Genomic DNA, 12,349 nt, shown 5'->3' on the forward strand with positions numbered 1-12,349 from the left:
CATGCCCGAGAGGATCCGGAGAATCCGCGGTTTGGCGCGGCCGGAAAAGTCCGGTAGTGGGGCGCTACCCGCCCGCGCAGCAAGGACAACGAGGGAAGGGCGGCGCCAGCAACTGCAAGGCACGGGCGGCTTGTTGAGGGACGACGCCGTTGCCGAGCGCGGTGAGCTGCGCCGGTCGTCCGAGTCCCGGCGTGGCGGTGACCCAGCCGTCGTCGAGGCCCTGCATCCATTCCACGAAGTCGGCGCGGAGTCGTCCGGCCGCGTCGGTGGGCTCGGGGACGGGACGGGTGAGCATCTCCCATCGGGTGATCGCTGCTGCATACGGCCCCCATCGCCGGTCCGCTCCGCGGACTCCGTCGACTCCTCCGTCCAGAGCGGCAGGACCACCGCCGACAGGGGAGGACGCCACCCCTTCCCCGGGCGGCGGCCCGGAGTCCCCGTGTCGCTGGCCCTCGGCGTGGGCAGCAGCGACGCTGCCGCACTGGGCAGGGTCACGTCCCCGTTGCCGTGCCGCTGGTTCGGCGAGCCCTTGATCCCGTCCGACGCCTTCGGGGTCGGCAGTAGGAGCCACTCGACCTCGTCGGCCAAGTTCGGCCCGTGGCCGCCGATCTTCCTCTTCGACGGGTGCTGGGAGCCGCCGTTCTTGCCGATGTTGCTGGTCGGCGTTTTCAGCAAGGGCTCCGGTGGGCCAGGCGGCGAGGAAGGTCCGTTCTCGGCGGTGCGGGGCCCCGACGTCGGAGGCACGAAGCACGAGCCACTTCGCGTCGTACCCGAGGTCGGCCAGGGATCCGAGTACGGCACCGAGTGCTCGCAGAGGAGGCTGACCTGCGGTGTCTCCCAGACACCACGGGCAGAATTCCACGTCGCCAGGGGAACCGGCGGGGGAGGTGAGGAGGCCGCGCACATTCTCGATCACAACCAGGCAGGGTCGGAGGGCCTTGACCGCACGCGCGACGTGCAGCCAGAGCCCGGAGCGGGTCTGGGCGTTGAGACCGGCCCGGCGGCCGGCAACGGAGACGTCTTTGACAGGGGAAACCGGCCGTCAGGACACACACCCGGGGAACGAGGGACCAGTCGACGGCCGTGATGTCGCCCAGATTCGGGATGCCCGGCCAGTGGCGGGCCAGGATGCGCGAGGCGTTCGGATCAACCTCGGCGTGCCAGGCCAGCGTCCCGCCGAGGGCGGACTGCACGCCCAGGTCCAGCCCCCCGTACCCCGAGCAGAGCGACCCGATGAGCGGAGGGCGCACGATGGTGGTCCGCATGTCACCGCCCCCGTGTGGTCCGGCTCAGGGCAGCAGCAGCCGGTGGAACGGTGGAGGGCGCTGCGGCGGGAAGCGGGGCTGCGGTTGTGGACCGGCTGAGGGCGGCCCGGAGCTGCCGGGGCGGAGGCGACGCCGCTGCTGCCGCAGCGTAAAGGGAGTAGGAGGCGTCCCGGAGGGATGCGTCCGCCAGACCGAGCGCGTCACCTATCACCAGCGTGGCCGATTCGCGCGCATCCATCGCGTCGGGCTGGTCGCGCATGTGCTCGGTTCGCTCCAGGAAGGAGAGCTGGTGGGCCACCGAGCCGAGCGCGGATGCCACCTCCCCGGCGGGTTCTACAGCGGCGGCGAAGTCGCTGATGACCCTGGCCGTGTGGGCGTCCAGGTCCGGAGACACGGTGCGGATGAGGATCTCGTCGCCCAGGGCAGTGATCCTCTTACCGAGTTCCGAGATCTGCTTGGCGACCGACACGCTGTCCGGTCCGCGGTGAGGATCTCCGGGGAAGGGGAGCTTGCCGCGTAGGGCGTCGAAGTTCTCGGCTGCGGTGCGCAGGGCGCGGGCGTCGGATACGGGGGTGGTGTTCACGGTGAGTTCCAGTGGAGAAGGAGTGACGTGGGGAAGGCTTCAGCTGGGGCCGAGGGACCGTGGTCGTACGGCGGCGGACCTGGGCGCACCTCGGGAGAGTGCCGAGGGTGGCGAGGGGAGGCTCGGTGAGCTGCGGGCGAGGGCGGCCTCCACCTGGGCGGGGCGAGGCACGTTGTCCGAAGAAGCTGGGGTCTTCGGCGCCGGAGGCGGGTCGCCGGTCGCCAACTGCCAGCGGGTGCGCACCTCGTCGAGCGGACCGAGTACGTAGAGCGCGTGGTTGATCAGTGGCCCGGGGCCCAGGGCCTCGTCCTGGGCCAAGGCTCGGACGGCGCGCGCGGAAGCGGCTGCGGTGCGGGTCACGGAGGACCGCATGACCCGTTCACCCAGCCATTCCGCGCTGCCGGGGCCTACGCCGTCGCAGATCGCGGTCAGGTGCTCGCCCGACATCGTGCCGTCCGCCAGGAGGCCCCGCCGCTGGGCTTCCCAGAGCAGGGTGATCCGGTCGATGGGCTCGCCCCGGTGGTGCAGGGCACCGAGACACCGGTAGAGCCGCCCGTTGCCCGGGTCGGCGAAGTCCCCCGGCCGCAACCAGCCCACCACCTCCTCCATGCCCTTCGGCTGCTCGGCGAGGACGGCGAGCAGGAAACGCTCGTCCTCGGCAACCTGGTCGGCCTGAACCGTCGGCGTGGTCGGAACGGTGGTCGGCGGGGCGGGCGGCGCGACCGGACGCGGTTCGGTACCCCAGCGCCGCGCGAGATCGGTGAGCACCCCGGCCAGGACATCCGCCGACCGCAGCGCACCCTCGACCTCTCCCCGCAGGACGTCGGCCCGAGCCGCCTGGTGGAGACGGATCGCGTGCTCGGCAACGGTCCGGTGGATCGCCCCCTCCAGCACCATGCGGCCGTACACCGGAGCATGCTCGGGACGCGGGCAGGCCGAGACCAGAGTGTGGGCGTACACCGCGGTCACCCCTCGGACATGACGGTCTGCCTCGACGACGGAGTCGGTCACCCACGACAGAGGCACCGGTCCATCAGCCGCTGCCGCCGGGTGACCGTCGTTTCGGAGCTTCCGCAGCGCGGCGAACAGCGCCCGGTGAACCGGACGGTCGAAGTGATCGGGCGCGAGCCAGTCCAGGTGCGCGAGCTGGTTCGGGTCGAGCAGTACCGAGCCGAGGACTGCCTGCTCCGCCCGCAACAGCGGGTTCATCGTCGCCCTCGGCTACGAGAAGCCGGCGGATCGCCCGGCGCGGTGCGCAGTACGGCGACCGACTGGTTGGCGGCGGCCATCAACGCGGCGAAGCGGTCCAGTTCGCTGGTGAAGGCCGGATCGGTAGCGATGACCGAACCCGAACCGACGACTAGGCACCACTTGCCGTCACGCCGTACGGCCGGCGACCCGGCGAGCCGTCCGGAGCGAGGCACGGAGAAGGGCACGGAGGATGAGTTACTGCGCGGGGACACGATGGGACTCCTGAACGCGGAGAGGTGGGGGGCGCCCGACTGCCTGGACGAGGGCGCCGGATCGGCAGGGAACAGCGGTCCGGCTTGCCGTTCTCCGGGGTGGCGTCCGCGACGGCGTCGAAGACGTCGACCGTCGCCCCGACCGCTCGTGGACAGTGCCCCGGTCGATCGGTGCCTGATCCAGAGGCCGCCGGCTGCGATGCAGCAGCGCCTCGGGGACGGGGGCGATCATGCCGACAGCTCGAAGTCGTCGTGGCCGATGGCCTTGGCGAGGGCTCGCTCGGTGATCGCCTTCGTAGCACGGGCGGAGGCCGGCCCGACGACCTTGGCGGAGGGCTCCTTGTACCAGGGCTTGAGGTTGAGCATGGCGACCCGGATCCCGGTGGCCAGCAGCAGCACCTTGCCCTTCGGGAGGGCGCGGATCGCGTCGGGCGGCAGGATCCGCTCGGTGCGCATGCTCACCGAGGTGGACTTGCCACCCTCGCTGGTCGACACCGAGGTGGTCTGGACGTCGTGGTCACCGACCTGCCGGCTGAGACGGTCGGCGAAGTCGGCGTCATCAATGCCCGAACCGATGATCTTGACGGTGGCGGCGGAGTACAGGGCGTCCATCCCGGCCTCGCCCCAGCACAGCTGGCCCTGCCGATAACTCTGCAAGATCGTCATCGGGATCACGCCCCGGCTGCCCAAGTGGCTGTAGAGATCCGGGAGATCGGATATACGGCAGACGTTCGCGGCCTCGTCGAGCACGCACAGAGCAGGCGGGTCGAGTCGCCCGCCGGAGCGCTCGGCGACGATGACCGCCGCGCGCATGACGGCGTCGGCCGCCGCCGCGATGATCGCGCTCGCGCTGCCGCCGCCGTCCTTGCTGAGGAGGTACAGCGTGTCGCGAGACGTGGCGAAGGCGAAGGGCTTGAACTCGGGGAGGTCCTCGTTCGGGGTGACCCAGGCGGCGACGTCGGGGTCGAGCAGGCAGCTCGCGTACTGCCTCGCGGTCTCAAAGATGCCATCGCGGGTTTCGGTTGCGCCGGAGACGGTGCCCTGGAGCTGGGCGGCGACCGCGTCGTGGCCGGCGTCGGTGAGCAGGTCCACCGGGGTGCGGTCGGCCGGGGTGGCGAGCCAGGCCAGGACGTCGGTGATCGGCCGCCGGTGGCTGGCGGCGGCCAGGAACAGCGCGCCGAGGGTGTTGCTCGCGGCGGTGGACCAGAAGTCGGAGCCCGACGACTCGTCCACGCTCGCGGAGACGAAGTGCCCGGCCAAGCGTTTCGCCCCAGCCAGGTCGCGGGCGTCGGCCAGGATGTCCCACCACATCTCGCGCGGATGGTGAGCGATCTGCTGCGGATCGAGGACCCAGACCGTGCCGACCTCGGCGCGGGCGTCCACCGTCGCGGTGAAGGCGTCGTTCGCGGCCTTGTTACTGGTGAGCAGGACCGGGCCGGGAGCCGAGAGAATCGCGGGGATCGCCAGTCCGGACGTCTTCCCGCTGCGCGGGGCCATGATCGCGACGATCACGTCCTCCCAGGAGGCCCGGACCTCGGCGCGACCGGGGTCGAGGGTGCCGAGCAGGATGCCGCGGTCGGCGGGCGCGACCTCTTTTACGCTCCCGGTCGCTGAGGGAGGGCCGGAGACTCTTCGCCTTCGCGGTGCTCTCCTTGTCCAGCAGCGGTGCCAGCTCGCCCTTGCGGGCGAGGCCGGTCCTGGAGCCGGAGCGCCAGCGCATCCACAGCACGAGGCCGGTGGTGGCCAGGGCCAGAGTGATCAGGCCGGGGACGAGGCGCACGCCGACCAGCAGCGCTGTGGTGCTCAGGGTCGGCCACAGCATCTCGGGGTGCAGCAGGGCGTCCGTCGCGCGGAACGGGATCCACGGTCCGCTGCCGACAAGGGAGTTGGTGACGTTGCCGGTCAGCCAGGCGAGGGAGCCGAAGGATATGGCGGCGCCGAGGACGCCGAAGAGGAGGTAGAGGAGCGCGTCCGACCCAGTGGTGGTCGAGGGCGCACTGGTACGTGGGGGCACGGCGGTTCCTTGAGGGTGCGAGCGGGCGACGGCGGGGCGCGCTCGGCTCTCGTGTCGTTCACGGGTCTGCTCCTTGACGGCCGGAGGGGAACGTCTCAGCGCTGGTGGCCGGCAGGCCGTGCAATGGACGGGGGCGGCGTGGCGGGCGCCGGGGCACTGGTCTCGACGCCGGCCAGGACGACCTGAGTCACAGTCGAGGGCCTGGCGCGCGCGGCGGGATGCCAGCCGCGCTGGGCTGCGTCGATCGAGAGTCGGGAGACGCGGAGACCTGAGCCTTGGCCGCTGCAGGTGAAGCGGCGACGGCGGCGCCCCGGAATTGGGGGAGCCATCGAGAGCGCGTCTGCGCCTGGTCCGAGGGCTGTTGCGGACGGCCGACACCGAGCAACTCGTCGTCCGAATCCACGAGTTCCGACATGGCCGAGTGGACGAAGTCCTCGGCGAAGCCGAACCGGTCGGCGAGCTGGAACGCCTCATCGTCGAGATCGGTGATCTGCTCCCCTGCCGCCTCCAGCGCCTCCCGGATGCGCTCCAGCGCGCCGTGCTCGGGATCAAGGAGGTGGTCAAGAGCCTGCTTCAGGTCGGCGCCGGTCTCGGCAGACCTGATCTGTTCGGTGAGCCGGAGGAGTTCCGCCCCGGCGGCGTAGGGCCCGAGCGGATTCGCCGAGGTGAACGCCTTGGTGGTGTCCAGGGCAGGGTCGAGGTCGACACCGTAGCGAGCGGCGCGGAGCATCTCGGCAGCGTGGGTGGCGATGGCCGCCCGGTCATCGGTCGGGGTAGTGGTGGGGAGGCGGTGACGTCGGCCGTTCCAGTCGTCGATCTGCTGGAAGCCGGCGTGCTTGAGGAGCGTGGCGGACAGGTCGTCGCTGGCGCCCTTGGCCGAGACGCTGCCGCTGGGCTCGGCGGTGATGGTGATGGAGGGAGAAGGCATGCGGGTCTCCTGGGTGCGGGGCGTCGATTGCGGAGCGATGGGCAGGTGGCCCAGCTTGGCGGCGAGAAGATGGCACGCGGATTGCAGACGGAAGGCGTCGCGATAACCGTTGTGCAGGCTTCCGTCCTCGCGAGCGATGGTGGCCACGACGTGCACCTGCCGTGGCCGGTTACGTACGGCGATCCACCGACAGGCATCCGGATCACCTTCCGGAGCGATCCCGGTGACGTCCACCAACCGCCGGGCGACAGCGGCCCACTGCGAGTCGGTGAGGTCCGGCTGCCGAGGATCGGAGCGAACCGAGCAGATCCACGTCGGCTGCGCGGGTACACGAGTACCGAGCCGTTCGACGGGTGCGTCGAGGGCGTGCGCCAAGTAGGGCAGCGAGCCGGGCTCGGCAAGCAGTTCGATCGGGGCTCCGTGGCCTTCGCCCGCGATCAGCCGAGGGCTGACGTGGTCGCCACGTTCGCCGGGACCGTACAGGTACGAGAGCAGCCCCACGGTGTTGCTGGCACGCTGCAGGTGAGCGATCACGGCGTCTACCTCGAAGGAGTAGTGGACACGAGCCGGGCGTTCGGTCCGTCAGACGAAGAGGATCCGCAGAATCCGCGATTTGGACCGGCCGGAGTTCGCTGGTAAATGCCGCCGCCTATCCCGAGCGTCGGGGCCACGTGAGGCGACACGTTCGAGTGCGCCCGGCTTCCGCTGGTACGTGGCGAGGAGCGGTGGCGGGGCCGTCAGAAGTGAGGGTTCTCCGTCGGCCGGTCCGCCTCGCTGGCGGCCTGGAGCAGCTCGGCGAGGTCTCCGGGCTCGGAGGAGCGCTGGTCGATCCACCAACCGGCGCGAGTGACGAAGCGCGCGGCCTCCTCGATCGCCTCCCACTCCCTCTCATCGGTTTCCCCTTCGAGTACCAGGGCGGTGTAGGCAGCGGCGAGGACCTGGTGACGACAGCGCACGCCCCAGGCGACGGCCCGCTCGGTCCCCTCCAGCGGAGGCATCCGGTACTGCTCCGACCAGGCTTCCGACTCGGCCTGCTCTTCGGCTCGCTTGGTCTCCAGCCAGGCCGCCTTGTCCTGCTCGTCCCCCTCCTTGGCGGCCCGCCAGCAGTCCGTGCACTCCTGCTTGGCGAGCCATTCGGCGAAGCCCGCGCGGCGATCGGCTGCCCGGCCGGACAGGTCGCGCTCGGTGTGGTGGCCGCACGAGTGGGTGTTGGGCCAGATGGTCTTCACGGCCATGAGAACTGCTCCTTATGGAAGGTGAGTTAGCGATCTCGGGAGAACGCGATGCGCGGGTCGACGGGGCGACCCGAAGCTCCGGAGGCAGCGGCGGCGGGAGTCGGCGCCTTGTCCCGGAGGCCCGAGCGCGCTGGGCTCGCTGCGAGCGCGGCGGCGTTGCGAGATTTGTTGGGCGTGGCACCCTGACCGGGGAGGAGGCGCTCGGCGCTCGTGGGCGCGGGAGCGCGGCGCGGCGCCGCGTCGTTGGCGAGGCGGGGATGAACAGCGACCTGGAGACCGGACCGCTGCATCGCCACCGTGGCGCTGGCGACCTTCTGCACGGACTCGGTGCGGTCGGCGGTGACGGGCAGCGTGTAGATGTCCAGATTCGGGTCCAGCCGCCAGCCGTGCTCCTCCAGGATGAGCTGGCCGCCGAGCGCCGAGGAGTGGTCGCTGGTGGCCGCAACGATGCCGAGCTGCGGATGCTCGGCGAACGCCACCTCGGGATCTGTGCGCGGGGCCCGGTCACGGGTGGAATTCGCACGGGAGGCCAGCGAGGGGTCGTATGCGGCGTCCACGTCGACCTGGTAGCCGGCCTCGCGCAGCAGCGCGACTGCCCGGGAGGTACGCCCCGGTCCGTCACGCTGTTGATCAGCCAGTGCGTACAGCGTCGGCTGGTCCGGTACGGGGTGGAAGTCGAACCGAGCCAACATCCACGCGGTGGAGACGAGTTGCTTCGGGTTCGCGGCGACGATGCCGTGGTCAGGGTGGTGACCGAAGGCGACATCGGGAAGTGATTGGTAATGGGTGGGCATGGCTGATCCATCCGGTGTGGGCGTGCAGGGCAGGGGCCAGGTCCGGGATGGTTCTGGTGGTACGAGGCACGTAGGACTCCGAGAAGGGGGGGGCGATCAGCGACCGGGGGCGGACGAGGAGCGGGCCGGAGGTACGGGACGAACGCCCGCCGCCGTGGCAGGGAGCGCCGAGGAAGCACAACGCTGCGCAGCCGTCGGCGAGGGCGCGAGAGCAGCACGTACCCGTGGTGGCGCAGGCGTCGACGCAGCGACCTGGTTCTCGCGGACCCGGTTCTTCCTGGGGTGCACGGCATGGCGGTCGGCCAGATCGCCGCGTATCGCGCGCAGCTCGATCGCGTAGGAGTCGAGGCTCTCAGCGATGGTACGCAGACGCTGTGCGTAGCGGTGATCGGCTGGTTCGCCGAACCCTTCCCACCACTCGGCCGTCGTGTCGAGGATCTCCACGACCCGCTGCGGCGACGTACGACGCATCTGCGATCTCTTCGGGCTCACCGTCGCAGGCGCCATGCGCTACACCACCGGACTGGATGCCCTCGACCTGACCGGTCAGCCAGTTGTCGACCCGCGAAGCGAGGACCGGACGAGTCCGAGCTGATCCAAGAAGCGTTGCCTGATCTGCTGCGGTCAGTACTTCCGAAGCCGCTAGACGGAGGCCGGAAGAAGCTGGACCAGGCCCACTGACGTTTCCTCGCCTACCGAGGTGTGGACCGCGCGGACCGTCCAGCGACCAGGCGGTATCGAAACCGGGGCCTGATCCGGCATCCCTCCACCGGGGTACTCGACGTCCAACTCGGCTCCATCGGTGGCGGAGTCCATCAGTACCGCCGGCCCGTCCGTCTCCCAGACGCCACACTCCTCCCACTCGACAGCAGGGTCCGTGAGGACAGCCTGGGCCGCGGCAATCAGATCGGCCTCGGAGTTCGCTCCAAGCCAGCGGACGAACGCTTGGTGTTCCGGCAGATAGCAGGTCATGGCAGGTTCGTCCGCCAGCACGAGCCCGAGCACACCCTGCCCACCAACACCAACCACTCCAGCCAGACCATCGACCTCGCAGGCACGGTCGTAGTCGTCCGCGACAGCCCCGTCGCTGATGACCATCCCCGACATCGTGCAGCCGCCCCACCCAACCAGTCCGGAAACGGGGATGGCTATCAGAGGGCCGCCCATCGACTCGACCCAGGTGGGGGGAGTCTCGGCTGAACCGGATGAGGTGAACGAGGGGGTATTCATGGCGCCAGTGTCCCCCCGGCCGCTGACAATGCCGCGCCGAGCTGCGGTCCAGCCCTTCGTCTAGGACGGTCTCTTTTGGCCCCGCTGCGACGGTGTCGTCGGGCCCCTGCTGAAGAACGGTTTGGAGTGGCCCCACCTTGGCTGTGATGACCTCGACGCCCCTCCTGGAAGCCCTGTCCGACCGCCTTGATACAACTTCGTCATGACGTACCGATTCACCGCTCGCGTCGCCACCACGGAGATCGATCCTGACGGCTACTTCACCGAAGCCGCTCTCGCGGAGGGCGAGGACGGCAGCGGCTTCATCATGATGTTCATGGCGGGTGAGGAGGAGCCCGACGACCAGGAAGTCGCGCTGGGATTGGACACGCACTGTCTCGTCACCGCAGATCAGGGCACGGCCTATGGATGCGTGCGCGAGGCCGTCCTGGACGGCGACGTCCTCCGCATCTCGCTGGATCCCGAGGCGCTGGACAGCCTTCGGCTGGACGACGGTGAGATCGAGGCCGTCCTGGAGGCGCCGGCCGAAGACGTGGCCCGGTTCCGCGAGATCCTTGCCAAAGTGCTCGCCTACGGGCGGGCAGATGCCGTACCCACGAGGCTGGCAGTCTGACGAGAGGGGTGGGGCCAGCCCAAACCGTTCCTCCGTGACACTGCTTGAGCCGATCACCCAAATAGCCCAAAACTGGGGCCACCTGAAACCGTTCTGATGGGGCCAAACCATGCCGTCGAAGACAAGCCCATCGATGACATATGAGCAGGTGCCTCGACACGGACCATCCACCCCCTGGGTTCCTCCCACTTGACGCTTCAGAAATGACGAACCCACGGGCTTAGGCGGCCATGCGGGCGTCAGTGTCGAAGAGTTCGCGTTCGGAAGGGTGGAGGAGGTGTTGGGTGACGAAGCTTCGTCCGGCGACCTTCCACAGGCCCCTGCCCTTGGTAAGGGAGGAGACGGCCTGGGTCTCCACTCCGGTCAGCCCCAGCAGCGATGCCGCTGCCGCCAGTTGATCGCTCTCCTGCCGGTAGATGATGCGTGTGCTGCAGTCCGCGAGGAGCCCCTCGGCCAGTACCCGGCCGCGCGATCCGGCGTCGCCCGCGCTGAGCAGGTCGGAAAGCCTGTGTATGACCAGCAAGTTCGCGATGCCGAGCCCTCGGCTGAGCTTCCACTGGCTCTGCATCCGTTCCAGCAGCGCGATGTGCTTCAGGACGCGCCATCCTTCGTCGTAGATCACCCAGCGTCGTCCGCCGGCAGGGTCTGCGAGAGCGGACTCCATCCATGCGCTGGCGCAGGTCATCGCCAGCACCAGGCCGGTGTCGTCGCCTGAGTTACCGAGCCGGGAGAGGTCGATCGAGAGCATCGGCGTCGTCGGGTCGAAGGCGACGGTCGAGGGGGCGTCGAACATCCCGCTGAGGTCGCCGTGCACGAGCCGACGCAGGGCGTGGGCAAGGTCCTGAGCTGCGTGACCCATCCCGCCGGCTGGGCTGACGAAGCCGCGGTCGAGGCGGTCCGGCGAGCCCATGACATCGGCGATGTCGCCGAGGAGCGGCACCGTGCCGCGGACCTTGGCCTCGGCGACGACCAGGTCCAGGCCGAGGTCGAGAGCCGTGTGCTCCATCGGCAGCAGATCGCGGTTCAGCACGGTGCGGGCAAGACTGGCCAGCAGCGCGAGACGCCGTTTGCGTACTTCGGCGGACCAGTCCTCTTCGGTCACCGACGCGGGCCGCGCCGGGGCATCCAGAGGATTAAGACGTCCGGGGAGCCCCGGTCCCAGGGCGATGGTGTGGCCGCCGAGAGCCTGCGCCACGTTCGACCATTCACCCTTCGGGTCGCTGGGCACATAGATCTTGTACCCGTGGGCGACGGCCCGCGTCGCGATCGACTTCGCCAGCGCCGACTTTCCCATGCCGATGATTCCCGCGAGCACGGCGTTGGGGTTGGTGAAGCCCTCGATCCGCCCGCTGGTGTACAGGGCGAAAGGGTCGTAACAGAACGTGGCCTCCGCGTGCACGTCCCTGCCGATGAAGATCCCGGACGAGCCGAGACCGCCCTCGGCAAGGAACGGATAGGCCCCGCTGACCGTGGCGGTCGTCATCCGGTGAGCGGGCAGCCGCAGCTTGCCGCCGCGCGCCGAGGCAGGTCCGGGGCGTCCGGACGCCGGGTAGACCGGCCGCAGCTCCGGGTCGAGGGCGGCCTCCTTGCGGTGCTTGGGCGGTGCCCCGGCCAGTTGTGCCTGGCGGCGGGCGGCGGCGAACCCGGCGCGAGCTGCGCGCTGTTGGGCGCGCGACGCCTTGCGGGGGACGAACAGGTGGGAGGCGCTGGCGCGGGTCCTAGGCATGAGCGTTTCTCCAGAGGGCGAGTGGTCAGTGGCGGATCAGGCCGGTGAACGGCGCGCGCAGGTCAGCGGGGGTGGAGTGGCGCCGTACCAGGCGGGCGGTGCGCTGGTGGCGCTGGCAGATGGTGAGTTCCGGAGCGCCTTCGGGCAGGCCGGGGCGGCACGCTTCCCGGGTGGGAAGGTCGCCGGAGCCGGGCCGGGGGGAAGCGTGGTAGGCGCGGTGGATGTGGTCGGCGGCCTGCCAGATGCGGGTGCGCGCACCGTGGAGGTGATCGCCTTCGACCGGTACGAGGGGACCGGTGCGTGAGGTGTGCGCGTCGAGCAGCCCGTGCAGGGAGACGAGGTGGGCGTGCAGGGCGTCCAACTCCTCCCGGGACGCGACGAGCGGGCCGGCGGGGAGGTTGAGCGCTCGGTGGAAGTCGAGCGCGGCGGTGGCGAAGGGTACGAAGTCCTGCGCGGACGGGGAAGTGGTGCGGGACATGAGGGTGCTCTTTCCGGACG

General features: G+C 70.1%; 12 protein-coding genes and 3 pseudogenes. 2 read left to right on the forward strand and 13 right to left on the reverse strand.

Features of this window, described 5'->3' with window-relative positions:
- Positions 1–64 precede the first annotated feature (64 nt).
- The 10 genes and pseudogenes from KME66_RS34285 to KME66_RS32580 all read right to left on the reverse strand — a co-directional run bounded on the left by KME66_RS34285 (position 65) and on the right by KME66_RS32580 (position 8,282).
- Entirely contained in the window at positions 65–295 is a 231-nt protein-coding gene (locus KME66_RS34285; RefSeq protein ID WP_253208538.1) for a hypothetical protein, read from the reverse strand.
- A gap of 441 nt (positions 296–736) precedes the next feature.
- A pseudogene (locus KME66_RS34290) lies at positions 737–961 on the reverse strand (DNA cytosine methyltransferase); the annotation flags it as partial.
- Between the two features lie 121 nt (positions 962–1,082).
- Positions 1,083–1,265 (reverse strand): annotated as a pseudogene (locus tag KME66_RS34295) (DNA cytosine methyltransferase); the annotation flags it as partial.
- 1 nt (position 1,266) lies between these two features.
- Positions 1,267–1,848, reverse strand: a complete 582-nt coding sequence (locus KME66_RS32545) for a hypothetical protein (protein WP_216328679.1) — start codon at positions 1,846–1,848, stop codon at positions 1,267–1,269.
- 39 nt (positions 1,849–1,887) lie between these two features.
- Positions 1,888–3,057 (reverse strand): DnaB-like helicase N-terminal domain-containing protein, encoded by a 1,170-nt coding sequence (locus KME66_RS32550; RefSeq protein WP_216328682.1) that lies wholly within the window; start codon positions 3,055–3,057, stop codon positions 1,888–1,890.
- Positions 3,054–3,311: a hypothetical protein gene (locus KME66_RS32555; protein ID WP_253208539.1), complete on the reverse strand. Its 258-nt coding sequence runs from the start codon at positions 3,309–3,311 to the stop codon at positions 3,054–3,056. The genes KME66_RS32550 and KME66_RS32555 overlap by 4 nt, the downstream gene beginning before the upstream one ends.
- A gap of 228 nt (positions 3,312–3,539) precedes the next feature.
- Positions 3,540–5,325 (reverse strand): annotated as a pseudogene (locus KME66_RS32560) (type IV secretory system conjugative DNA transfer family protein).
- Between the two features lie 187 nt (positions 5,326–5,512).
- The gene (locus KME66_RS34300) at positions 5,513–6,787 is read right to left on the reverse strand and encodes a hypothetical protein (protein ID WP_253208540.1); all 1,275 of its coding nucleotides are present in this window, start codon (positions 6,785–6,787) and stop codon (positions 5,513–5,515) included.
- A 203-nt stretch (positions 6,788–6,990) separates the two neighbouring features.
- Positions 6,991–7,488 carry a hypothetical protein gene (locus KME66_RS32575; RefSeq protein ID WP_216328686.1) on the reverse strand — a complete coding sequence of 166 codons (498 nt, stop codon included), beginning with the start codon at positions 7,486–7,488 and terminating at the stop codon, positions 6,991–6,993.
- A gap of 26 nt (positions 7,489–7,514) precedes the next feature.
- Entirely contained in the window at positions 7,515–8,282 is a 768-nt protein-coding gene (locus KME66_RS32580; RefSeq protein WP_216328689.1) for a hypothetical protein, read from the reverse strand.
- Positions 8,283–8,709: 427 nt separating this feature from the next.
- Here KME66_RS32580 and KME66_RS32585 point away from each other — a divergent pair, with 427 nt between their 5' ends.
- Complete coding sequence (locus tag KME66_RS32585; protein WP_216328691.1) at positions 8,710–8,877, forward strand: hypothetical protein; 168 nt, start codon at positions 8,710–8,712, stop codon at positions 8,875–8,877.
- Between the two features lie 47 nt (positions 8,878–8,924).
- Here the strand turns inward: KME66_RS32585 and KME66_RS32590 are convergent, their stop codons facing one another.
- Positions 8,925–9,512 (reverse strand): Imm21 family immunity protein, encoded by a 588-nt coding sequence (locus tag KME66_RS32590; RefSeq protein WP_216328693.1) that lies wholly within the window; start codon positions 9,510–9,512, stop codon positions 8,925–8,927.
- A gap of 202 nt (positions 9,513–9,714) precedes the next feature.
- On the opposite strand from KME66_RS32590, the gene KME66_RS32595 reads away from it, so the two are divergent.
- A complete protein-coding gene (locus KME66_RS32595; protein WP_216328695.1) occupies positions 9,715–10,125 on the forward strand; it encodes an Imm10 family immunity protein in 411 nt (136 codons plus the stop codon).
- 220 nt (positions 10,126–10,345) lie between these two features.
- Here KME66_RS32595 and KME66_RS32600 read toward each other — a convergent pair whose 3' ends face one another.
- Both KME66_RS32600 and KME66_RS32605 read right to left on the reverse strand, forming a co-directional pair.
- Positions 10,346–11,851 carry an ATP-binding protein gene (locus tag KME66_RS32600; protein ID WP_216328697.1) on the reverse strand — a complete coding sequence of 502 codons (1,506 nt, stop codon included), beginning with the start codon at positions 11,849–11,851 and terminating at the stop codon, positions 10,346–10,348.
- A gap of 25 nt (positions 11,852–11,876) precedes the next feature.
- The gene (locus tag KME66_RS32605; RefSeq protein WP_216328699.1) at positions 11,877–12,329 is read right to left on the reverse strand and encodes a DUF6238 family protein; all 453 of its coding nucleotides are present in this window, start codon (positions 12,327–12,329) and stop codon (positions 11,877–11,879) included.
- Positions 12,330–12,349 lie beyond the last annotated feature (20 nt).

This window comes from Streptomyces sp. YPW6, from assembly GCF_018866325.1.
In the GTDB taxonomy this organism is placed as follows: domain Bacteria; phylum Actinomycetota; class Actinomycetes; order Streptomycetales; family Streptomycetaceae; genus Streptomyces.